This window comes from Ruminococcus sp. AM42-11 (assembly GCF_003480145.1).
Lineage (GTDB): Bacteria > Bacillota > Clostridia > Lachnospirales > Lachnospiraceae > Blautia_A > Blautia_A faecis.
Genome location: NZ_QUIO01000012.1, coordinates 1 through 24933, shown reverse-complemented (window position 1 = coordinate 24933; position 24933 = coordinate 1). Strand labels below are relative to the sequence as shown.

At 43.7% G+C, this 24933-nt stretch carries 17 protein-coding genes and 2 pseudogenes; 2 read left to right on the top strand and 17 right to left on the bottom strand.

The features are described from left to right. Positions 1 to 22: 22 nt before the first annotated feature. Positions 23 to 778, bottom strand: a complete 756-nt coding sequence (locus tag DW904_RS08825) for a carbohydrate ABC transporter permease (protein WP_243110354.1) — start codon at positions 776 to 778, stop codon at positions 23 to 25. A gap of 86 nt (positions 779 to 864) precedes the next feature. After that, positions 865 to 1710 (bottom strand): sugar ABC transporter permease, encoded by an 846-nt coding sequence (locus DW904_RS08820; RefSeq protein ID WP_118579426.1) that lies wholly within the window; start codon positions 1708 to 1710, stop codon positions 865 to 867. A 219-nt stretch (positions 1711 to 1929) separates the two neighbouring features. On the opposite strand from DW904_RS08820, the gene DW904_RS08815 reads away from it, so the two are divergent. Then, on the top strand, positions 1930 to 2607 hold the full coding sequence (locus DW904_RS08815; RefSeq protein ID WP_118579423.1) for a response regulator transcription factor: 678 nt from the start codon (positions 1930 to 1932) through the stop codon (positions 2605 to 2607). 14 nt (positions 2608 to 2621) lie between these two features. On the opposite strand, the gene DW904_RS08810 is transcribed toward DW904_RS08815, so the two are convergent. From DW904_RS08810 to DW904_RS08785, 6 genes and pseudogenes are all read right to left on the bottom strand, one after another. Further along, a complete protein-coding gene (locus tag DW904_RS08810; RefSeq protein WP_118579420.1) occupies positions 2622 to 3923 on the bottom strand; it encodes a HAMP domain-containing sensor histidine kinase in 1302 nt (433 codons plus the stop codon). 12 nt (positions 3924 to 3935) lie between these two features. Beyond that, the gene (locus tag DW904_RS08805; protein ID WP_118579417.1) at positions 3936 to 6278 is read right to left on the bottom strand and encodes an ABC transporter substrate-binding protein; all 2343 of its coding nucleotides are present in this window, start codon (positions 6276 to 6278) and stop codon (positions 3936 to 3938) included. Positions 6279 to 6589: 311 nt separating this feature from the next. Further along, on the bottom strand, positions 6590 to 7861 hold the full coding sequence (locus DW904_RS08800; protein WP_118579414.1) for an ABC transporter permease: 1272 nt from the start codon (positions 7859 to 7861) through the stop codon (positions 6590 to 6592). Positions 7862 to 7872: 11 nt separating this feature from the next. Continuing rightward, positions 7873 to 9969, bottom strand: a complete 2097-nt coding sequence (locus DW904_RS08795; protein ID WP_118579411.1) for an efflux RND transporter periplasmic adaptor subunit — start codon at positions 9967 to 9969, stop codon at positions 7873 to 7875. 4 nt (positions 9970 to 9973) lie between these two features. Next, a pseudogene (locus DW904_RS08790) lies at positions 9974 to 10644 on the bottom strand (ABC transporter ATP-binding protein). Beyond that, positions 10641 to 12155, bottom strand: coding sequence for an efflux RND transporter periplasmic adaptor subunit (locus DW904_RS08785; protein WP_118579408.1), 1515 nt, complete (start codon positions 12153 to 12155; stop codon positions 10641 to 10643). The pseudogene DW904_RS08790 and the gene DW904_RS08785 overlap by 4 nt, the downstream one beginning before the upstream one ends. A gap of 282 nt (positions 12156 to 12437) precedes the next feature. Between DW904_RS08785 and DW904_RS08780 the strand changes: the two genes are divergently transcribed. Then, a complete protein-coding gene (locus tag DW904_RS08780) occupies positions 12438 to 13568 on the top strand; it encodes a hypothetical protein (protein WP_118579405.1) in 1131 nt (376 codons plus the stop codon). 197 nt (positions 13569 to 13765) lie between these two features. Here the strand turns inward: DW904_RS08780 and aspS are convergent, their stop codons facing one another. The 9 genes and pseudogenes from aspS to recJ all read right to left on the bottom strand — a co-directional run bounded on the left by aspS (position 13766) and on the right by recJ (position 24683). Further along, positions 13766 to 15571: an aspartate--tRNA ligase gene (gene aspS / locus DW904_RS08775; protein ID WP_118579402.1), complete on the bottom strand. Its 1806-nt coding sequence runs from the start codon at positions 15569 to 15571 to the stop codon at positions 13766 to 13768. A gap of 135 nt (positions 15572 to 15706) precedes the next feature. Next, positions 15707 to 16957 carry a histidine--tRNA ligase gene (gene hisS / locus DW904_RS08770; protein ID WP_118579399.1) on the bottom strand — a complete coding sequence of 417 codons (1251 nt, stop codon included), beginning with the start codon at positions 16955 to 16957 and terminating at the stop codon, positions 15707 to 15709. Between the two features lie 9 nt (positions 16958 to 16966). Then, entirely contained in the window at positions 16967 to 17542 is a 576-nt protein-coding gene (locus DW904_RS08765; RefSeq protein ID WP_118579396.1) for an HD domain-containing phosphohydrolase, read from the bottom strand. A gap of 16 nt (positions 17543 to 17558) precedes the next feature. Then, on the bottom strand, positions 17559 to 18740 hold the full coding sequence (gene hemZ / locus DW904_RS08760; protein WP_243110353.1) for a coproporphyrinogen dehydrogenase HemZ: 1182 nt from the start codon (positions 18738 to 18740) through the stop codon (positions 17559 to 17561). Beyond that, on the bottom strand, positions 18737 to 19066 hold the full coding sequence (locus tag DW904_RS23785) for a hypothetical protein (protein ID WP_243110352.1): 330 nt from the start codon (positions 19064 to 19066) through the stop codon (positions 18737 to 18739). The genes hemZ and DW904_RS23785 overlap by 4 nt, the downstream gene beginning before the upstream one ends. Continuing rightward, positions 19059 to 19663, bottom strand: a pseudogene (locus DW904_RS08755) (MBL fold metallo-hydrolase). The gene DW904_RS23785 and the pseudogene DW904_RS08755 overlap by 8 nt, the downstream one beginning before the upstream one ends. 157 nt (positions 19664 to 19820) lie before the next feature. Beyond that, entirely contained in the window at positions 19821 to 22100 is a 2280-nt protein-coding gene (locus DW904_RS08750) for a bifunctional (p)ppGpp synthetase/guanosine-3',5'-bis(diphosphate) 3'-pyrophosphohydrolase (protein WP_334285091.1), read from the bottom strand. A gap of 141 nt (positions 22101 to 22241) precedes the next feature. Beyond that, positions 22242 to 22766 (bottom strand): adenine phosphoribosyltransferase, encoded by a 525-nt coding sequence (locus tag DW904_RS08745; protein WP_118579390.1) that lies wholly within the window; start codon positions 22764 to 22766, stop codon positions 22242 to 22244. Between the two features lie 204 nt (positions 22767 to 22970). Beyond that, positions 22971 to 24683 carry a single-stranded-DNA-specific exonuclease RecJ gene (gene recJ, locus DW904_RS08740; protein WP_118579387.1) on the bottom strand — a complete coding sequence of 571 codons (1713 nt, stop codon included), beginning with the start codon at positions 24681 to 24683 and terminating at the stop codon, positions 22971 to 22973. Positions 24684 to 24933: the final 250 nt, after the last annotated feature.

Sequence of the window (24933 nt, the reverse complement as noted above, 5' to 3'; positions counted from 1 at the left end):
CACTTTCCAGTTGTTTCTCTTTTTATTCTTTTACCGCCGTAGAGACAATTCCCTGCTCCAGGTAGTCCTGTCCGGACAAAAATACCAGAACTGCCGGGGCCAGCGCCACCACAGAGGCCGCAAATGCAAACCCTGCCTGCTCCAACTCAATATTAGGCAGGTACAAAGACAACGGCCACAATTCTTTTGTTTTCAAAAATGCCATCGGCTGTTCGATCAGATTCCAGTATTCCAGAAAGCCCAGAACAATGGCAGAAATGACGCCAGGTGAGCCCAAGGGGATGGCAACTATAAAAAACAGTTTAAGCTCACCTGCACCGTCAAGTCTTGCCGCTTCCAGAAACGCCAGAGGAATCCCTTTGAAAAAGCGGTACATAATAAATATGGGGAATGTAGAAAAAACCGCCGGGAAAATAATCCCCAAAAGCGAGTCAAGAAGCCCAAGTTTATCCAACACCAGATAATTGCCAAGAAGCATAACCTGAAACGGCATCATCATCAATGCAATATACAACGTAAACAATATATTTTTCCCGGGAAAATCAAATTTGGCAAATCCCCATGCGGCAGGCATTCCAACCAGAAGCCCGCCAGCGAGGGCACCAGCCGTAATCTTCACCGAGTTCCAGAACATCACGAAAAATTCCGGTGAATCCAGCAGTACTTCCACATAATGTTTCAGAGTCGGATATTCTGGAAACAGCTTCCAGGAAGCATATCCTTTCGTCCCCTCCTGCAGCACTGGAAACAGCAGATCTGTAAGCTCATTTTTTCCCATAAGAGAACCAACTGCCAGAAATAAAATGGGAAATATAAAATCAAAGCTAAAAGTGCAAGAAAAAAACAAGTTATCTTTTTCACTTCTTAATCCTCTCTTTCCCATGCTTTTTGCAGTAAAAGCACCAGAACCATGATCGCAATTCCGGTAACCACTGCTGCAGCCGCCATCTTATCCATAGCCAGGTCTCTGTACCAGTTATTGAGCAGATGCTGTAGAAGATACATGTTCTCCTGTGGATAATCTCCAGCGACCAGATAAGCCTCCCGGAATACTTTGAATCCGTTCAGCAGCGACAGAACCACAATGGTAAAAAGAGAGGGAAAAAGATTGGGACAGGTAATCCTGGTAAAGCATTTCCAAGCACCTGCTCCATCCACCATTGCTGCCTCATAAAGAGATTCCGGAATTGTAGAAAGGCCTGCCAGCCACAGTACAATGTCATACCCTAAATTTCTCCAAATATAACTGATCACCAGCACCCAGAAGGAAGCCTTTGTATTCAGCCAGTCTATATTTTTCAATGACAACATTTCCAGAAAATGGTTCAAAAGTCCCTGTCCATTAAAGAGTACTTTCCATAAAATTGCCACAGAAGCAACTGGAATGGCCATTGGAAGCAGAAATGCTGTTTTCATCAACTGCTTCTGATTTTTTCCAAGCCCATTTATCAGGACAGCAGCTGTCAGTGACAAAACCACCAGTAACGGAATACAGATTCCGAAGAACCGCAAGGTATTTTTCCCTGCAAGAAGAAATGCCTGATTGGAAAATATCATCTGATAATTCATAAGTCCAATAAACACTCCATTTACGGCTCCCAAAAAAGATCTGCGGATCACATCCACATAAGGAAGCAGCCAGAATACACAGACTCCTGCAAAGCTAGGGAGAATAAATAAAATCCCTTTCAGGGCATGTTTTCTTTTCAAAAAATTTCCTCTTTTCTATCTTTCATTCAGCATTATAAAAATAGCAAAGAAATCTCTATTCTTTCTCTAAAGCGTGTTTGAAAAAGGCTTTCTGCAAGATGTGCGCCACAATTTGTGGGAGATTTTGTCCGGTTTTCAAACAGGCTTTAAAATTAATTAGAGAAATTTTAGAGATTTGCGTATATAATGGATAACAGATTATAAGAAGAGGAGTTTCCTATGAGAATCTTAATAATAGAAGATGACAAAGATCTGGCGCAGCTTACAAAGCTTGCACTTGAAAAAGAAAATTTCACGGTAGATATATGTCTGGATGGTGCGGAAGGTCTTTACTATATGCAGGAAAATATGTATGATCTGGTACTTCTGGACCGCATGCTTCCTTCCATGGATGGAACCCAGGTTTTGAAAGAAGCCAGACAGTCCAACATCTCAACCCCTGTTATTTTCCTTACGGCACTTGGCGAATTACAGGACAAAGTCAACGGATTGAACTGCGGAGCAGATGATTACATGGTAAAGCCCTTCGCTTTTGAAGAGCTTCTTGCAAGAATCCACAGCATTATGCGCCGTCCCGGAAAATGGGGTGACTTAAATCTTCTGAAGCTGGGAGATATTGCTTTTGATCCTGAATGCGGGCGCCTTACCAAGGGTGCAAAAGAATGCACTCTTTCCGGCCGCGAAAGTGCCCTTCTGGAAGTATTTCTCCGAAATCCCGGTCAGGTTCTTCCCAGAAACCTTCTTCTCTCCCGCGTATGGGGCATGGAATCCGACGTAGAAGAAGGAAATCTTGACAACTACATACATTTTCTCCGTCGCCGCCTGAAATCTGTGGAAAGCACACTGGTTCTCAAAACCATACGCGGGATAGGTTATCAGTTGGAAGTCTGTCAGTAAACAGCATTCTCGTTTTATTTCGGTAATCTTATCACAAATGTACTTCCGCCACCCGGAGTATCCAGAATACGGATACTCCCTTTATGTAACGTCACAATTTCCCTGGCAATGCAAAGTCCAAGTCCAAAATGCTGTTTCTCCTTTCTGGCCGGATCAGCCCTGTAAAATCTTCGGAATACAGCCTCCTTATTCTCATCCGAAATTCCCGGACCATTATCCTGTACATAAAGCTGAAAATATTTTTCATTTTCTTTTACTCCCATTTCCATCCTGCCACCGACCGACACATAGCTTGCCCCGTTATCCAAAAGTATTCCCAGTACCTGACTGATTCTGGCACTGTCACACTTACAGATAGAAAGAGGCTCCTCTGGCAGAACTACTTTCAAGGAAATCTTTTTCCCATGCAGAATAGGCTGGTATTTCTCATATGTATCCAGAAGCAAGGTATCAAGCTCACAATCTGTCTTCATAATGCTCCAGGATTTATTGTCAGCATTTGCAAGAGAAAGCATATCCCCGATAAGCCGGGACATCCTGTCTCCCTCACTTTTTATGGTTTTCAAAAATCTGCCGGCATTTTCCCAGTCAGATTCCATTGCCTGTACACTTGACAATATCACAGCCAGCGGAGATCTCAGTTCATGGGATGCCGAAGCAATAAACTGGGTTTGTTTCCTTTGATTCTCTTCCAAAGGGCGAAGCATTTTTCCTGTAAAAAACCAGGAAAATGTAACCAAAGCCAGAACTGCAAACAGCACCATACCTCCAAACCAGACTCTTTGATGAAAGATCTGTGTTTTCAACCCATCAAGAGGATATACCATCACCAGGCTTAACACGCCGCTTCCCTTAGGAATCAAGGCTGTACAGGCATAAAAATCTGAAGTTTCAAAATAAACCGTTTTGGAAAGAGAGAGGCTTCCCATATAGTCCACATCAAGCCCCTGCTCTTCCCGGGAAATTCTGGCAGCCTCTGTCAGCATATTTTCTACAGAGCTCAGATCCTCTTCCTTTTTATCCTGATTTTGGCTTTCTGTATCCAGCTTATCAAAATACAGCTTTTTTCCGTTATTCCGAATGCGAAATTCCACTTTGTATTCCTGCTTTGCTTCCAGTATCCACTTGTGAGAAAGCACAGTCTGATTTTCCAGATAAGCCACACAGGAATTTCCATTATTTAAAAATCTCTCGTATGTATTATAGGTAAGTCCCCTCTCGGAGATCACAAGACAGGAAGCTGCCATCAGGATCAGTATTCCGCTTGTGATCAGTGATGCAAATATGGTCATTTGCCTGTGAAGCTTTTTAAACATCTCTTACTCCTTCTATTCTGCCAGATATAGGTTCACCTGCTGCATGACTGCATTCGCAGCCTTATCAAGGCTGATTTCCCCGTTCAGGTAACGCACTCCGTTTTCACAGACAGCACTGGTAATGATTGTATTATCCAAAACCGGAGTTGTAAGCATTTTTCCAAGCTGTTTTAATTCATTCACCTTATCAGCGGACGGAACTTTTATACTGTATACCAATTCCTGACCGTTCTCGCTGTTACTGCTGCCGCCAGTAACTAACACGTTTCCAGCCTCTCCCTGATTCCAGTAGTCCTCTCCATTGTAAACAGCTTCCACTACAGGGAACCCATCTTCTCTGGAAAGCATCTGTCCTTCCTCAGAAAATAAATATTCCACGAATTTCTCAGCAGCAGCTTTCTGGGAAGCTCTGGAGCTGATTCCGATTCGGCTGACCGGAATGAAACAATTTGCCATCTGCCCATTCCAAAGTGCATAGGACAAGGAAGTATCTATCTCTTCCATAGAATTTACAAATGCAAAATCCAAAGGCGAAAAAATATCACCCAACGCAAATATACAGTTATGGGAAAGCAGCACAGCAGTTTCTCCAGAAATACTGCCTGCTCTTTCATATACTGGCTGTCCACTGTCATCAAAAGCCTGTGGATACGCAGCCTTTAATTCATCCATAGCATCCTTTCCAGCCTGATAAATCCTTTCGGACTGTTCCAGAAATACCTTTATCTTTTCTTCATCCAGAGTTCCATCCTTTTTCATCCATGCTGCGGAACTGTTGTCTGCCAGTTTTTCCAGAAGTGCCTGTGGATACATGGAATAAAGTAAGGGCAGCTTATAGATGTTTTCCGAAGTCAGTCCATATTCATCCTTGTGCTTCGTGAGCACATCAGCAAGAGAAGCCAGATCTGTCACTGCCTGCACATCCTCCTTGTTTCCCTCTATCATAGGAATTCCAAATTTCACTGGCATCTCATAGATACTTCCATCCTCTTTTGTATAAGCACTTTCTATGTTGTCCAGTAATCCTGCCTCTTTCAGAATTCCACTTAAATCCTCCAGCATTCCCTGTTCTGCATAGGTTTCGGAAGAAATTCCGTCCAGAATCAAAATATCCGGTCCTTTTCCTGCCATAATTTCCGTATTCAGTGTTTTTAACGCATCTGTACGTGTTACACCATCGTTTCCAGACATTCCGGTTTCCAGTGTGAGATAAATATCCGGATATTTCTTCTGAAACATAACAACAGCCTGTCGAATACCGGAATTCTCTTCCAGGGAATATATGGTGAGCTCTGTATCCGGTACAGTTGGAGTATCTGCAGAATACTTATAAGAAACCAGCCTTCCGCAATTTAAACCGGAGCTGTAATCAATTTCCCCAATGTAAAACACGCCTTCCTGATCCATTGCCATACAGTTAAATGCCTTATTTGAAGAGCTTATGGAATTCAGGCTTCCATCAATTACCTGCTCAATTACATTGCCGCCAAATGCATAGCGGTATAAACCAGTCTGATCCACATAGAATATGGTGTTTTTCTCATCGCCATCCAAAAACAGCAAAGCAGTACCGGAGGAATTTCCAAATTCCAGATTTGCAGGAGTCTTTTTCAGCTGTGCAGTCAGTGCATCGCCTCCACTTGCCGGCTTACCGGAAGCCACATCATAATAATGCACATCTCCATCTGCAATCACGATCAGATACTCTGAAGTCACGCACATATAATCTGTGGATTTTCCTTTCTCATACTCATGAACCACAGCCCCGTCAACAGGATTAATTTCCCTGATTCCATTTCCCGAAATCTGCAAAAACAGGTTGCCATTTTCCCCAATATCTATACTCCAGGCCATGGTTTCATCCAAAGCTTCTCCGATTTCTACCTTCTTTCCTTCACCGTCAGCGGGACAATAATAATATTCCATACTTCCCATGCTGTTCTCATCTTCAGATTCTATATACACGCCAATCAGAATACTTCCGTCTCTTCCAAGCGCTGCTTTATAAATGGATTCCCCTTCCACACCGAAAAAACCGGCAACCTTCTTCCCTTCTTCCCAGGTCTTGCCCTTGTCAGAGGACTGGTAGAGCATCAATTCGTAGTCACTGTTTCTTGCAAGCATTTTCAGGCTTCCCTCTTTCATAACCTGCAAATCCACAATCTCCATACATCCTTCCGGCACAGACAGTTCATTCTCCAGATACCGTCCCATTGCTTTGGATTCCACGGAATCTGCCTTGTCCTTCCCTCTGTCAGTACTGCCGCAGCCCATCAGGCTTCCCGCTCCCGCAATGCTCAGACATACTGCTGTAGAAACAGACAGAACTTGTTTCCATTTTTTATATTTTTGCATATTAAAAATCTCCTTCCAGTGGTATGCAATAATCCTACCAAAGGAATCTCTATGTAATCTCTAAACAAGTATATCATGTTTCCCCTTATATTTTGCAAAATTATAACCGACGAAACATAACATTGTCTATAGCCTGTCCTAAAAGCATTTCCACAATCTGCACACTCCACTTTACCCAAATAACAAAAAAACATACTTGGACACATGAATTGACTCATAAAAAGAACGGCCGTTAGCACAAATCATCTAATTTATGCTTTCAGCCGTTCGTTTTTATAACAATATTAACATTTATTGCAAAATATTAACCATTACTCACTTCTAAGTGCATCAATCGGATTCAGGTTGGCCGCCTTAACAGAAGGAAGCAGACCAAAGATGATACCGATCAGCATAGAGAATACTACAGAGCCTATAATCGCCGGAACGCTGATGGCTGTAGGTGAGCCTGCCACCTTGGATACTACTTTTGAAAGTCCGATTCCAAGAACAACTCCGATAATACCTCCAACACTGGTAAGTACTGCTGCCTCCGTCAGGAACTGTCCCAGAATCACCTTCTTTCTGGCACCAATTGCCTTCTTCAGACCAATCTCCTTGGTACGCTCGGTTACAGATACCAGCATGATATTCATAACACCAATACCTCCAACCAGAAGAGAAATACTTGCGATCCAGATCAGCTGGGAGTTGGTGCTCTCACTTAAATCCTGAAGATCCTTTACCCGCTGCATAACATCATCTGCTTTATACTTGAAGCCGCTGCTTCCACTGCCAGTGCTGCTGATAGATTTATTCAGGATTTTCGCCACAGCTGAACCTGTTTCACTCATGTTGTCCGTGCTGTCTACTTTGACGATCGCATTCTCAGGCTCATCAAATTTGTAAGAAATCGGCCAGCATTTATTTGGAATCATTACGGTTCCAATTACATTTTCATAATAGCTGTTGAAATCACTCGGTGTATCCATGTTGGGCAGGCTGTCAGCCGACTGGCGTACAACTCCTACAACTGTATAGGGTTCAGAACCGATCTCAATGATTTTTCCCACCGGATTCGCTCCCGGAAACATGGTATCAGCAGCATAGCTGTCCACCAGTGCCACCTTGCGGAAATTATCATAGTCAGCCTGTACAAATCCCCTTCCGGAACGAACCTGATAACCGCAGGTATTCAGATAATTGGTATCAATGCCATAGACCTTACCACCGGAAAAACTGCTGTTCTCATAGTAAACACTGCTGTTGTAGTCTGTTCTGCTGTAAAAAAATGTTGCATTCTCCACATGGTCTGTTTTTAACACTTCATCCTTCAGGCTCTGACTGAGGATCGGTGTAGAGCCGGAAGAACTGCCATCATAATAATCCACACTGTAAGCACTGTCACCCTGTGACAAAGTTACATTTACCGTGTTATTTCCAGAACCGATCAGGTTATCCTTAATCTGCTCACTCGTTCCCTTAATCGTGGAAACAATGGCAATAATAGATGCAATACCGATAATAATACCCAGCATTGTAAGGAAAGATCTCATCTTGTGTGACCAGATTCCCTGGAATGCCAGACGTATATTTTCAAACATGAAATCCCTCCTTAACCAAGACCGCCATATGATGTGGAATCATATCCCATAAACGTATCCAGCGATCCTTCCTTTGTCTTCATACCTTCTTTAATGGATTTCGAATAAGGGAATGCAATCTTGTCATCCATGGACAAGCCGCCGCTTACCAATACATAAGCACCACCGTTTACATTCTCTTTTACCTTAACGATCTGTTTCTTCAGCACACCATTGTCATCCTTGTACACATAGCTTACGCCGTCTTCCGTACGGACAAAAGCCTTGGAAAGAACAATGCCGTCAGTACTCTGCGCCTGCTGTTCCAGCTGGATATCCACCCAGTCTCCAACACTTACCTGCACGGTGTCATCTGTGATCTTGGCAGTAAAATTATAAGAAGAAACATTTGGATTGCTGTCTCCATAGTAATAATAGGAGCTGTCTCCATCAACTGCATAATCAGAAACCTGGATCACCTCAGCCTCAAAATTCATATATCCATTCTCACCATAAGAATTACAGTTCAAAATTGTGCCTTCCTTCACCTGGTCAAGCATAAGTTCCCCTACAGTTCCCTGTACGTAATAGCCGTCTTTGCTCTTAACGATCATAAAGGAATCAGATTCTGAATTGGTACCTGTAGCTGCATCTCCCACAGTGGTTACAATACCATCCAGCTTACTGGTGATCAGCTGTCTGGCAGCTTTCTTCTGAAGCTTACTGATACTGATCTCACTCTCCTGCACATCCAGTTCCAGACTGGCAATCCGGTTCTTCTGGATCTTAATGGCCTCAGAACGGGACAGGGAAGAGCTTCCGCCACCACTGCCTCCATCACCAGGAATATCCGGCTCGTCATCTCCATTATCATACTGCATAGCCCCGTCAAGGGTAAAATCCATTTCTGCAAAACGGTCAACCGGATTGCTGAGCATATTTCCATCGACCAGATAGTATCCGGTACAGGATCCTTTTCTGTTGGTATAATCAGCAATGGTATCCTTCTTATGGAATTCCAGCAGATACCAGTATCCGCCCGGATGAAGAAGAATGGTTCCGTCAGCATTATAGCCAGCCATCTTATTCAGAAAAGCCCCGGTTACATTAACCTTGCCTTTTGCACTGGAACAAAGATACAGATAAGGATCTTCTTCGGTTCCTGTTCCCTGATAAGGTTCTGTATCATAATCCAGAGTCAGGTAAAAAGGTTCCTCTCCATCTACAAATCCGTCATTTCCAACGGTAGCATTATTCTGTGCGGAACCAGAATTGCTTCCATCTGAAAATCCTCCCTGATTCGTGTCTGAAATATCACTGCTAAAACCATCACTGGAAGGTTCATCATAAAATCCGGAAGCAGTACCCGGATCGCCGGTACTATCCTCTGAATCATCTTCAGAATCATCTCCGGAATCAGCTTCTGTATCAACAGAAATATCTCCTGTGTCACCGCTTGTCATTTCATCTGCAGAACCAATATCTCCGCTTCCCGTTTCCTGGGTATCTGCAGAAGTAATTTCCCCATTTCCAACTGCCTGAGCGTCTGCAAATCCATCTGTCACAGCAGCCAGAAGCATTGGCTGCAAAACAGCTGCCAGATAATGATCAGAAGCAGTTACTGCGGAAGACAGTTCATCATCTCCCATAGAATCTGAGCTGTCATCTTCTGTAGAATCCTTTCCTGAATCAATCAGATTGTCTGCGGAGGAAGAATCGGAATCAAGAATCGGTCCGCCATTTTGCAGGCTGGCAAGTCTTTTCTTTGCAGCAGCAAGATCCTGCTGCTGCTTCTGAAGCTTCAGCTTGGCAATATTCAGTTCCATTTCCACAAGAGTCATATCAAAGGATATCAGCTTGTCTCCCGGCTTTACCTCATCCCCTTTGCTCACATAAACTTCCTGGATGATCATGTCTTTCTCTACGGAAATCCTCTGTGTTGCATTGGCATATACAGTTCCACTCAATGTAGCATCGGAATCATATCTCTCACCTGCCAGATCACTGACGCTTGCCACTAGCACTTCCTTCTGGCTTCCTTTCCGTACATACAGCAGTCCGCCGCCAATACCGGTTCCTACAAGGGCTGTGACTACCACACCTATTATAATTTTCTTCGCTTTTCCCATAGGATCACCTCTTTTCCTGAAGCTCACCGTCACGGATCATAACTACCCGCTTGGCATGTGCTGCAATATCCGGATCATGAGTGATCATAAGAACAGAAACACCTTCATCATTCAGCTTCTGGAAAAGCTCCATAACCTGTCTGCCAGACTTACTGTCCAGTGCACCAGTAGCTCATCAGCCAAAAGAAGTCTTGGATTATTTACAATGGCACGGGCGATGGCAACTCGCTGCATCTGTCCCCCTGAGAGCTGATTGGGTCTGAAATCCACACGGTCTGCAAGCCCCACCCGGTCAAGTGCTGCAAAAGCGCGCTCGCGTCGCTCCTTCTTCGGCACATGAGCATAGTTCAGCGGCATTTCCACATTGGAAATAGCAGACTGCCTCGGAAGAAGATGAAAACTCTGAAATACAAATCCAATCTTGTTCAGACGGATATCTGACATCTCATTCTCAGAACATTTGCTGATGTCCTGCCCATCCAGGAAAAAAGTTCCCTTGGTTGCCTGATCCAGACAACCGATTATATTCATCAATGTAGATTTACCAGAACCAGAAGGGCCCATGATGGCTACATATTCGCCCTCTTCCATGGAAAAGTTTACGTCCTTCAATACGGGGACAATCATTTTTCCCTGCTGGTAATCTTTATAAATCCCCTTCAGTTCAAGTATCATCCTGCGGCCTCCGTATCATCAGAACCATACTGTCCAGGCTCATCAATGCTCTCATCAGTAAAATCTTCTGAATCATCCTCTGTAAAATCTTCATCTGAGAAATCTTCTGAAAAGTCTGTATAATCACCATCAATGGCTGCATCCATGCTTTCATCAGAAACACCTGTCTCAAAGTCCGCACTGGAATAGTCTCCATCCATAGGCTCCATGGTATCCCCGTCTGAGTACTCACTGCCATCCAGATTACTTTCCATATCAACAGCCTCCAGCTCCTCATCTGTCATCTCAGATACGTCCTTTGTCCGCATTCCCTCTGCCAGGCTGTCTGATGGGAACGCAATACTGTCATCTTCTGTAAGGCCATCTGCGATCTCATATTCTGAAAGATCATCATCATGCTGTCCAAGAACAACGGAGCGCTTCTCCAGCCTTCCCTTGGAATCTACAGCCCACACATATGGGTTTTCTGTATCCGCATCCACAATATAATAATCTCCCAGCCAGATACCCTTCTTCTGCTCTTCCTGTCCCTCATCCATTTCTATGTATACATGCTGTCCTAACATAAGTCCCTCTGATGAATCCAGAGTTACATAGAAAGGATAGGTACTCGAACTTGTAGTATCATCACCGCTGGACATTCCAAAATAGGAATTACTGCTACTGCTGTTCGTAGAATTCTGCTCGTCCACAGCCCCCATAGTTCCATGCCAGATCTGATTCTCATCAACTCTGGAACGCACAATAACTGCTGAGCCTGGAACAACCGTATTACGGTTCTGCTCATTTACCTGCCCCTTAATACGGTAAGCACCTGTACTGAGAATAGTGATAAAAGAATTATCAGAAGAATCACTTCCGGAATCAGCTCCCATGCTGTCATCCAGAGTATCTCCATCATCGCTTCCCAGCTTACTGGTATCAATTTTCTGGATGACTCCGTCGATTTCGCTTCGTACTTCTGTATTGGTGGTAGCTGCCTGCAGCTTATCAATCTCTGCCTGCTTGCTCACCTGGTCATATTCGTTCTTCTTCAGATTCATCTTATTCGTCTCAATCTCAATGGTATAAGAAAGCTGGCTGTTCTTATTGGCTTTCTTTTTCTCTTTCTCAAGAGTGGAAATTTGTTGATTAAGGCTGAGGGCTTCATTCTTCAACCGGTCAAGAGCCAGCTGCGCTTCCTTCAGGCTGTCCTGGATACTGCTCAGGTCGTATTCAAAAAGCAACTGTCCCTTCTTTACCTCATCTCCAACCTTCACCTTTACTTCGGTAACAGTCCGATTGTTCTCAATATTTACCTTTACCGTCTCCTGAGGTTCTACCACGCCTGCGAACCGGTTCAGCACTCCGGAATCTTCTCCAAGAAGAGTGCTGATCTTAGTCACATATGCAACTTCACCAGAAGCCGCTGCAGAATCCCCATAATTTTCTTTATAGTAATACCAGCCACCGGCACCAGCTGCTCCAGCAAGAATAATCAGCCCTCCGATGACAAAACCTTTTTTCTTCATGGTTACCTCCTATACGATAACTCAATGGTTTTTCAATATCTTTTGCAATTATAACAGATATATCTCCACATCTGTCATCTGCATTTACCCTGTTTATAATAACAGATTCAGCCTCAAAAGAAAAGCATTCTAAGCTGATAATGCATTTTTCACAATTTATTCACTCTTTTTTTAGAAATATCGTCTAAATTTTAGGCATTTTTGACTTTTATGAAAAAAAATGGTATAATAAAAAAGTTTTATAAACATTTTACGTAATAATTTGAAAGGAAAGAACTCTGTATGAAGTCAGTCAGATTTCTGCTTCCTCTTCTTTTGCTTCTCTACACTTTTTCACTATGCGGCTGTACCAGCAAGGAGGAGAAAAAAATCGAGGACGCAGTAAAACAGGAACTGGATCAGCTAAAGGATCTGGATTCCATTACCACACAGAAATACATCTCCTACCAGGAGCTTTTCCCCGGTGAACCCGAAGATATCACTATTTCTTCTGATATTGAAGAAGTCTTTTCTCTCTTTTTCCAGGATTTTGATTATAAAATTCTGGATGTTAACGTAGACAAGGACAAACAATCCGCACAGGCGAATCTCAGGCTGATCACTCTGGATGCCCATGCGCTTGCTGAAGATTTTTCCAAGGCGCAGCTGAAGCATGAAATTTCCCAGTCCGCTTCCTCTGAAGAAGCCACGGAACAGACCATTTCCCTTGAAGAGCGCTACACGCTTCTGAATGAATTGCTTAAGAGTAATGACTACCAGACTGTGGAGCGTAACTGCACCATCTCCTTAGACGCCTCAAATAAAGACGGCGAAACCAGTTGGGAGATCCGGCGCACCAATACACTGGAAAATGACCTTGTCGGCGGTCTTATGAACGATCTCACAGACCCGGATATTTTATCACCGGAAGACACAATCTTAGTTTATCTGAATACCCTAAAAAATATGACTGCAGAGGAACTGGGCAATTATTTAAATGCAGATTCCATTATCAGCACAGAAGATCCTGCAAAGATCAGCCTGGCAGAAGCACTGGTAAAACAGGTTCACTCCACCTTTGATTATTCTATTGGGGAAACCACTGTTTCCGGCTATACAGCCACAGTTACAGCCAATATTACCACCTTTGACAGCGATGCTATTCTGGAAAATTATCAGAAGGAGCTGGATACCTATCTTGCCTCTGTGGATGCTGTTATCGACGGTGCCCAAAAACGATATGAAAAGTCCTACAGTCTGCTTCTTGAATATATTGAAAAAAATACAGCTACTAAAACAGTGGAAACAACTTTCACACTGATCAACGACGGTGCTTCCTGGAAACTGGAAGACGCAGGAACGGTGTTTGGACAGGCATTGTTTGGAACTTTAAGTTCCAGCCCGGTAGAAGACAAGCAGGAAACCAACGGATGATATAGTTAAAATTTACGCCTCTGCAAACTTGTGCGGGGGCGTTTTTATTTGTGCTGACAGCGAACCCAAAGTCCATGCCTGCCAGAGCGTGACAACATTCTTCCATAAGAAAAATCCCACCCATTTTTGCAGGCAGGATTTTTCAGTCAGCTTATTCCAAGTTATAAGCTAAGTTATCTCTTGTTGTATTTCTTTTCTTATTCCTCAGTCTCTGGAGCAGCTTCTTTCTCAACTTCAAGTCCCAGCTCGTCCAGCTGTGCTTCGCTTACGCGCTGCGGTGCCTGAGTCATCAGACAGGATGCATCTTTTACCTTCGGGAATGCAATTACGTCACGAATACTGTCAACCTTGGCAATGAGCATAACCAGACGGTCAAGACCATAAGCCAGTCCGGCGTGAGGCGGAACTCCGTATTTGAATGCATCCAGAAGGAATCCGAACTGCTCATGGGCAGCTTCCGGAGTAAATCCAAGCTCTTTAAACATTCTCTCCTGAATATCATCCTGATGGATACGAACACTGCCGCCGCCGATCTCGTTACCATTCAGTACAATATCGTAAGCCTTCGCACGAACAGCGCCCGGATCTGTGTCGAGAAGCGGGATATCCTCATCCATCGGCATTGTAAATGGATGGTGCATAGCTGTGAAACGGTTTTCTTCCTCGCTCCACTCAAGAAGCGGGAACTCCGTTACCCATACGAAGCGGTAGTCGTTCTTGTCAAGAAGATCCATCTGTTTTGCAAGCTCCAGACGAAGTGCGCCAAGAACATCATAAACCAGTTTCTTCTTATCCGCTGCAAACAGAAGCAGGTCACCTGCTTTACCGTCCATAGCAGCTACAAGAGCATCCATCTCCTCATCTGTCATAAACTTGGCAAAGGAAGACTTTCTGGTGCCATCTTCTGCGATTGCAATGTATGCAAGACCTTTTGCACCATATCCCTTGGCAAACTCTACTAACTTGTCAATTTTCTTACGAGGCATGCTGCCCTGGCCTTCTGCGTTGATACCACGAACGCTTCCACCAGCTTCAAGAGCACCTGTGAATACGGAGAATCCACAGTTCTTCACAATATCGCTTACATCATGAAGCTCCATGCCAAATCTCATATCCGGTTTATCAGAACCGAAACGATCCATTGCTTCCTGCCATGTGATTCTCTCGATTGGAAGTTTCACATCGATACCAAGAACCTCTTTGAACAGGTAGGAAAGATATCTCTCATTTACATCGATTACATCATCTACATCTACGAAAGAAAGCTCCATATCGATCTGTGTGAACTCCGGCTGACGGTCAGCACGGAGATCCTCATCACGGAAGCATCTTGCAATCTGAATGTATCTGTCATATCCGGAACACATCAGAAGCTGTTTGTACAGCTGCGGTGACTGCGGCAGACCATAGAAGCAGCCAGGATGTACACGGGATGGCACCAGATAATCTCTTGCTCCTTCAGGAGTACTCTTTCCAAGCATAGGAGTCTCAATCTCCAGGAATCCCTCGTTTGTAAAGAAGGATCTTGTCAGCTGCATTACACGGCTCTTCAGGATCAGGTTTCTCTGGAGATCCGGACGTCTTAAGTCAAGGTAACGGTATTTCAGACGTACATCCTCTTTTGTTTTGCTGTTCTCCTCAACCGGGAATGGTGGAACTTCTGCCTCGGAAAGAACACGGAGAGATTTTGCTCTCACTTCGATCTCACCTGTTGCAAGATTCTCATTTACTGCACCACCACGTTTCTCAACGGTTCCGGTAACTGCGATCACAAACTCACTTCTCAGCTTGCCGGCTTTGGCAAAGCCTTCCTCATCAATGGAACCATTTTCAAAGATTAGCTGCATAATACCACTGCGGTCACGTAAATCTACGAAAATGATTCCTCCTTTATCTCTTGCTTTCTGAACCCATCCCATAAGTGTTACTTCGCTGCCTACCATCTGTGTGGTCACTTCTGCACATCGACAGGTTCTGTGCAGTCCCTGCATACTCTCAGCCATTTTAAGGCGCCTCCTTATTCTATGGGGTTTCCCCCAGCTTTCTCAGATTATGAACCATTCAGCTGTATTGCTTTAAATAATCCATAAAATATCATTGACGGCTGTTTTTCAAAAACAACACGTTAAATCTCTTTATCAGCGTTTAAAGAATTCCACAAATTCCGTATAGCCTTCAGCTGTCATCTGGTCTTTCTGGAATTTCTTATTCTTCTTCATAATAGAGATATTGACTTGAACTCCGGTCTTTCTCTCTTCTTCTGCCTGACGGAAAATCTCAATCAGCTTGTCTGACGGCATATTTTTCTCAATAAGATATGCCTTCTTAGTCTTTGCTGTAGGAATCTGATATCCTCTTTCAAGAAGGAGCATAACAATACGCTCAAATCCAATAGAAAATCCGCATGCACTTGTATTGTTTCCTGTAAACTTACCAATCATCTCATCATAACGTCCGCCGCCGCCAACGCTGCCGCCAAACTCATCCATGGAAATTTCGAAGATCGGACCGGTGTAATAAGACATGCCGCGAACCAGTGTAGGATCAAATGCCATCTTAAAGTCAGCAGTCTTCACAGCTTCCACAGTGGAAATGATTGTCTCAAGATCTGCTGCGATCTGTTCGTCAAGAACATCTGCCAGCTTCTCCTTGCAATATCTTACGCCCTGGATATCTGAGCTGATTTCTTTAAACATCGCAAGATAAGTATCAATGCTTTCTTTTGCAAAGCCTTCCTCTTCCAGTTCTTTCGCTACGCCCTCAAGACCAATCTTATCCATTTTGTCAAGAATGATAAATACAGTATCAAAGCTTTCCTTCGGAAATCCGCTATACTCAGCCATAGCCTTCAGAATACGGCGGTCATTGATACGGATAGTGAAATTATGGAAGTCAAGCTTGCCAAGAAGTGTAGTAGTCGCAAGTACCAGCTCGATTTCTGCCATATAAGTAGGCTCACCTAAAATGTCAATGTCACACTGCATAAACTGACGGAAACGTCCTCTCTGCGGACGATCAGCTCTCCATACATATCCCATCTGAAGTGCCTTAAATGGTCCAGGCAGTTCATTAGAGTTATTTGAATAATATCTGGAAAGAGGTACTGTCAGATCATAGCGAAGACCTGAATCCACAAGATCAGCTTCTTCTTTTGCCTGGTCAAGTTTCAGCTTCTCACCTCTTTTTAAGATTTTGAAAATCAGCTTCTCGTTATCACCGCCCTGTTTGCTGCACAGGTTCTCAATGTGCTCCACTCCCGGAGTCTCAATTGAAGTAAATCCAAAGGAACCATATGTCTCACGGATCAGTCCTGTAACGTAGTTACGGACTTCCATCTCCTTTGGTAAAATATCTTTCATGCCGGTAACCGGCTTCTTCTTTAATGCCATGTGTCCTCCTTATTTACCAGCCTGGCTGGCGTGTACTACTCTTTGAAATGCAAGAAATACTTCCAGATCAAAGTTTTTTATTTCATCTATCATCAATTCCATCACAGTATGCTTATCAAAAGCCTTGCGGTAAGACCGCTCCTGACTCAATGCACAGAATACATCGCATACACGAAGAATCCGGGCACCAATGGGAATCTCCTTCCCTGCCAGATTGGACGGATAACCGCTTCCATCGTAATTTTCATGATGATAAAGAATACTCTCAAGAACAAAATCCGAATAGCCCTGGTCTTTCAGTTCCTCATAGCCAAGTGTAGAATGCATGCGGACATATTTCAATTCCTCAATTACCATGGGATTACTTTCCTGCCCGTTGATATAGCTTCTCAGTTTCAGCTTTCCTATGTCGTGAAGCATTCCTGCAATTGCAAGATCGTAACACTGCTCATGAGGAAGTCCAAGCTCCTTACTTAACGCGTACGCCAGATTACTCACTGCGATTCCATGCCTTAACTCTGCTGATAAATCAAATTCCAGAACTCTGTCGGATGTTTCTGACTGTTCACTGGAAAGCTTTTCCAAGAATTTTCCCTCCCTCCTACAACCAGGTTCCAATTCCTGTTCGCTTTCTTTCAATCATCTCATCAATACGGGCAATATAGCTTGTGACATCTTTCACATTCTCCACCCGCTCAATACGTTTGCCATGGTCAAAGACCAGTTTGGAAGAACCGCCTGCTCCAAGAGCAATGATCGGTTGTTTTTCTTCCATAATCAGTATATTGTAAATCCCGGCTTTGTCAACCTTTGCATAGCCTACATTTTCAAAATTTCCTTTCATATTCTTCTGACGGTACAGATAGTAAGGTCCCATTTCCATGGAATATGCAGTCTGCTGTGTCAGATCCATGATCTCCTGGTTATTTTCAAATGTCATCTCCTGATATTTGTCCTTAAACATATTCAGGCGTGCTGCACGCTTCACAGCCAGAGAATGTACGGTAAGGCTGTCCGGGGAAAGCTCTTTTACTTTCTCCAATGTGTATTTCACCTTGGAAATATCCTCTCCAGGCAGTCCTACAATGAGATCCATGTTAATATTGTTATAATTCAGTTCTCTGGCAAGATGGAAAGTTTCTATGGTCTGTGCCACAGTATGACGTCTTCCAATGATTTCCAGAGTATCCTGATTCATGGTCTGGGGATTAACAGAAATTCTGGTCACAGGAAATTCTTTAATTGTCTCAAGCTTCTCCCTTGTAATACTGTCTGGTCTGCCAGCTTCAATGGTAAATTCTACAAGTCCATCAAAACCAAAGGACTCTCCCAGCTGTTCAAGAAGCCTTTTCAGCTGATACGGCTCTAACGTGGTAGGTGTGCCTCCGCCGATATAAATCGTATCCAGCTTGTAGTTCTTCATCATCCTGGCCGTTTCGCGAATTTCCAGACATAAAGCATCCAGATATTCATCTACTCTTTTTGCCCAGAGCTTCAAAGGGTAGGAGCTGAAGGAACAATACAAACAGATACTTGGACAAAAGGGAATACCTACATATAAGCTGTAACCATGCTCATAATCAATATCCTGAAGAAGTGCCCGCTCCCTGTTTGCTATGGTGATGGCAAGAGCAGTTTTCTTTGCGCTTACCAGGTAACGCTCCCGCATTTCCTGTGCAATCTCGGTATTTTTCATACCACTCTCGATCATCCCCATGGCAAGCTTGGCCGGACGGATTCCCGTAAGATTCCCCCATGGAAGGGTTCTGCCGGTAAGCTTCACCAGACATTGTACAGTGCATATTTCAGACTGTCCTTGTTGGCTTTACGAAGCTCATGGGCATCCATGAGTTTCTCATGAGTTTCCTGGCTGAAATCCCCGTCTGCCACCCGGATCACCTCTGCACTGGCAACACCTTTTTGATCCTTCGTCTCATATTTTATAACAAAATTGTCATTATCTTTTTTCACAGTAAAGAAGATATCGTATACCTCTTCGTCTTTTTCGTAGAGGCTGTGGGTATCTCCTTCCGGATAAAATGCTTTTATTAATTCATATATATCATGCTCGAAATCCCTGTCAAGCAGCAGGATTCCTATTTTACACAAATGGATTGTACCTCTTTTCGTAACCGATAGTTGTAGATGTATCATGCCCCGGATAAACATTTGTTTCATCTGGAAGGGCATTTAACAGCTTATGAAGGCTCTCCCGGATTTCACGGGAACTGCCGCCTGGAAAATCCGTTCTTCCAACAGAACCGCAGAATAATGTATCCCCGCTGAACAGAACCCTTTCGTCTTTCAGATAGTAGCAACAGCTCCTTTCGTGTGTCCTGGAGTGTGGAGCATCTGAATAGAAAATCCAGCAGCTTCAAATACTTGCAGGTCCTCCAGAAAAACATCAGGACGCACAGAACATGGTTTATGCATCCGGTCAGTCATATTCACAGAAGGCTCCCGAAGCATTTCTTCTTCCTGGCGGCAGGCATAAACCGGAATCTGATACTCAGCTTTCACAGCCTGTACTGCCATAATGTGGTCAAAATGGCCATGAGTCAGAAGGATTCCTACCGGCTTTGCACCCATATCTTCCACCTTCTGAAAAATTCTGTTCGGTGAATCTGCCGGATCAACGATCAGCGCTTCACCGGTTTCTTTATTTTTTAAAAAGTAGCAATTGGTATATACAGGGCCAAGAACCATCTGCTGTAATTCAAGTTTTCCCATAGATTATCCTTTCATGGCAGCTGATATGCCATTTATGTTATTATTCCGTTATTGTCCGTGTCCTGACCGGTAACATACCATCCAATGCTCAACGTACTGTATATCTCCAGCCAGTTCACATTTCCATTGTTTCTCAGCCTGTAGTTCTTTCTACATCCAAAACACTTTCCAGCTGACGTATCTTCTCGATAAGGGAATTCAGTTCATCCTTACAGCTGACGTTAAAGCTTACAGAAATAGTGGCCTTCTCCTGCTTGTTTGTTCGGCAGTTAATATTTCGGATGTCAATCTTACGCTCTGTAAAGATCTTGGAAATATCAACCAGAAGACCGGTACGATTATTAGCATATACATTGATCTCAGCCATGTAATGCTCATCCGGCTTGATCTCCGGATCCTGCCACTCTGCTTCCAGAAGACGTCTTCTGTCCATTTCAGACATATTCATCACATTTACACAGTCAGTTCGATGAATGGTAACACCACGGCCTCTTGTAACATATCCAACAATCTCATCACCGGGAATCGGATTACAGCATTTGGAGAAGCGTACTGCAACGTCATGAATGCCCCGTACTACAATGCCGCTCTTGCTCTTGATATGATGCTTCTTATCCTGATTCTCTGCGGCTGCTGCCTCCAGAACTTCTTCATCTGTGAGATTCTTTTTATTCTCTTTATCATAAGCTTCTACAAGCTTATTAAATACCTGTCCCTCTTTCAGTCCGCCATGTCCGATGGCGGCAAGTACAGAATCCCAGTCACGGAAACCATATTTACGAAGGACTGCGTCCAGATACTGAGTCTTGGTGTAATTAGCGAATTTAAAGCCCTTACTCTTGGCATATTGGGCAAGCATTTCCTTGCCCTTCAGAATATTATCTTCCTTCAGTTCTTTCTTGAACCACTGATTGATTTTATTTCTGGCCTGTGTGCTCTTGACCACCTTCAGCCAGTCACGGCTTGGTCCCTGAGAATTCTGGGAAGTAATGATTTCAATACGGTCACCATTCTGGATCCGGTATTCAATGGGCACCAGTTTGCCATTTACCCTGGCACCTACCATTTTGTTTCCTACAGCACTGTGCACGCTGTATGCAAAATCAATGGGGGTGGAGCCGTTAGGAAGGGTTTTCACATCTCCCTGTGGAGTAAAGCAGTATACACTGTCTGCAAACAGATCCAGATCATTTTTCAGAAGACTCATGAACTCTTTATTATCAGACATGTCTCTCTGCCATTCCAGGATCTGGCGCAGCCAGTTCAGCTTCTCCTCCTCACGATTGCCTGAGGAAGCCTTACCGTCAGAAGCCTCTTTATATTTCCAATGTGCAGCAATACCGTACTCGGCAGTCTTATGCATCTCAAAGGTTCTGATCTGGATTTCAAAAGGCTGTCCATTCGGTCCGATCAGCGTGGTATGCAAAGACTGGTACATGTTTGGTTTGGGCATTGCAATATAGTCCTTGAAACGTCCTGGAATTGGCTTATACATCTCATGGATCACACCAAGTGCCGCATAACAGTCCTTCACTGTATCTACCAGGATACGCACTGCAAACAGATCGTAAATCTGGTCAATCGTCTTGTTCTGATTTACCATCTTTTTATAGATACTGAAAAAATGTTTTACACGGCCGTCAACCTGCGCCTTAATTCCAGCTTCTACCATATGCTGATGTACAGTCTTGACAATATTCCCTACGAATTCCTCACGGACGCTTTTACGAAGTGCTACTTTCTCAACCAGATCATAATAAACATCTGGTTTCAGATATTTCAGGGAAAGGTCATCCAGCTCTACTTTGATCTTGGAAATACCAAGACGCTGTGCGATAGGCGCATAGATGTCCATCGTCTCTCTTGCCTTCTCCTTCTGTTTCTCAGGAGTCATGTACTGAAGAGTACGCATATTATGAAGACGGTCTGCAAGCTTGATCAGAATAACACGGATATCCTTTGCCATGGCAAGGAACATCTTGCGAAGGCTCTCTGCCTGCAGCTCTACTTTATCCTTGGAATAGGACAGCTGACCGATCTTAGTTACCCCATCTACCAGAAGCGCAACCTCAGGACCAAATTCTCTGGTGATCTCATCACAGGTCATCCAGGTATCTTCAACAGCATCGTGAAGAAGGCCTGCTACAATGGTCTCCTTATCCAGTTCCAGATCCGCCAGAATAATGGCAACACATAAAGGATGAATAATGTAGGGTTCCCCGGACTTTCTCTTCTGATCCTTGTGGGCTTCCCTTGCAGTCTCGTATGCCTTCTGGATCATGGTAATGTCCGTAGAAGGATGATATTTCTTTATGCTGGCAATCAGCTCATCATATAATACTTCAGGGCTTGTAAAGTCGTGCATGGATTTTACAGCTGCATCTGCTTTCTTCACAGACTCCAGCTTCTCCATATCCTCTTTTGATACTTCAGGCTCCTTGCCCTGCTCGTTAACAATATCAGCCATATTTCACACCTGCCTGTTTAAATACTATCTGCGTCAGCATCCGCCCACCTGTTTCCCCGGGGGAATCTGGCGAAACAGACACATCCTTTATTTACCTTCATAACGGATTACAGAAGCAACGTCATATTTCTCCAGTTTCTTACGTCCCTCAAGACCTGCAAGTTCCATCAGAAATACGATCTTCACTACCACTCCACCAAGCTGCTCTACCAGTTTCGCTGCAGCTTCAACTGTACCGCCTGTTGCGATCAGATCATCAATGATAACTACCTTCTGTCCTGGCTTAATGGCATCCTTGTGAATCTCAATCTCAGCTTTGCCATATTCCAGATCATAGCTTGCAGAAACGGTCTCACATGGGAGTTTTCCTTTCTTACGTACTGGTACAAAAGACTTATGAAGATTATAAGCAATTGGCATTCCAAAAATGAATCCACGGGATTCTGTTCCCACTATTACATCCACATCCACATCCTTCAGACAATCCTGCATGGAATCAATTGCAAGCTTCAGTCCGTCTGCGTCCTGAAGGATACTGGTAACATCTCTGAAAATAATGCCTGGTTCTGGAAAATCAGGTATACTTCTTATATATTCTTCTATTTTTTTCATAATAGCCTCCTCAGATTAATGGATGTTGTGGGGAAAGCCTCAGCCACCCCAGAGCGTGTTTAAAAAAAGAAAGCCTTTTTCACACATGCTCTAGCATCATAAATATTTTTTAGTATAACACTTTTTAAATCGGGAATCAACGCAAAACCGACAGGCTCACTGGAAATACTGCATTTTTCGTGGTTTTACATGATTATCCCCTTTTTAGCAATAATTTTGTATGACAATTTGCAAAGAGTCTCTTCCCATATAGGAGTTGATCTTCGGATAATAGGTTACAGAAATAGTTCCATGAGACCTTGCAAACTCTGCAAACTCCTTTGCCTCGCCCCAGTAAACCCCATCCATCACCGTGCCGGATTCGTCCATCAGCTGCAATTTCACTGTATTCTGAGTCTTTCCATATATTCCGGTTTTTAAAACGCGGAGATTTTTCTGGGCAAAAACAGGCTTTGCATTTCCTTTTCCAAAGGGTTCCAGAACAGAGAGCTGACGGATCAGATTCTCGTTTATGTAAGAAATGGGCATTGGTACATCGATCACGATTTTTGGGATCATATCTTCCTCTGTCAAGGTGCAGTTTTCATTGAGCTGACGGCGAAATGCTTCCACATTTGCTTCTTCTATAGAAAGACCTGCTGCCATAGGATGGCCACCATACTGGAGCAACAGACTGTCACATTTTACAAGCTCCTCATACATGGAATAATTTTCTGTAGATCTGCCGCTGCCTTTCACCGATTTTTCCCCTCTTGTAAGAACAAAAGCAGGCTTGTGATATTTTTCACGGATTCTTCCTGCTATGATTCCTGCAAGACTCTCATGACAATCCGGCAAAAATACAACCATTACTCTGTCATTTTTCAGATTGCTGCCCTCTATCAGCTTGTAGGCAGCTTCTGTACCCTGTTCCGTCAGTGCCTTACGGCTGTCATTCAATGCTTTCAGATCGTTTGCAAGCTTTGCAGCCTCTTCTTCATCTTCACACTGTAATAGGGACAGGGAGCGCATGGCTGTATCCAGTCTTCCGCTGGCATTAATGCACGGACCAAGGCGAAAACCAATATCGTAGGAACTGATTTTCTGATTTTCCAGACCAATTGCTCTTATCAAAGCTTTCAGTCCCTTATTTTTTGTATGAGGCAGACGTAAAAGTCCCTCTTTTACAAGAATACGGTTTTCTCCCTGAAGGTCCATAATATCTCCAACTGTAGCGATAGCCGCAGGTTCCAGATAATCTTCTTTCTCACTCTCCGGGATTCCATATTTCTCATACAATGCAAAAACCAGTTTCATTGCAACCACTGCGCCACAGATATTTTTATTTGGATACGTACAGTCAGACTGTTTTGGATTGATAATTGCATCTGCCAGAGGAAGCTTGTATTTTCGCCCTTCTTCTGTATCTTCAAAAGGGACCTCGTGGTGATCCGTCACTACCACTGTCATGCCCATTTTTTTTGCAAATGCAATCTGATCTGCAGCCGAAATTCCATTGTCACAGGTCACGATCGTATCTACTCCATCCTCTTTTGCTTTCTCTATAAGATGATTATGAATTCCATATCCATCTGCAATGCGGTCCGGAATATAGGTATCTACATTCGCCCCCAGGCGTTTAAATCCTTTTAACAGAATATAAGTTGCAGTTACACCGTCAATATCATAATCTCCTATAATTCTCATCCTGGTTCCCAGATCTATTTTTTGCGAAATAATTTCCACAGCTTTGTCAATATCCTTCAGACTTTTCCAGGATGGAATGTCATCCAGGGTTCCGTTCAGATACTGATTAATTTCTGCATCTTCTGTAATATCCCTGTTCCGAATAATCCTGGCGATCACCGGATCTATTCCATACTTCCGGCCAATCTCCTGAAAATCAGCTCTTTTCGCCGCTAATACCCATTTTTCCATGCTTTGTCTCCTGTTGTAAATTGTATTGCTATTTAATTGGTTGGTCGTTATCCCGGACGCGATTTCACAATGTATATTCACCGCCGCGCGTCGCAACGTTCCGGCAAGCTAATGACTAACTGCGACTAAGACGCTCAGGAGAGCCTTCGCGCCTAAGTCTCCGTAAGTCATGGATCTCGCCTCCACTAAAACCGCTCCTGAAATGCGCGGCTTGCGAATATACATTGCAAAATCGCTGGTTACTGGAAAG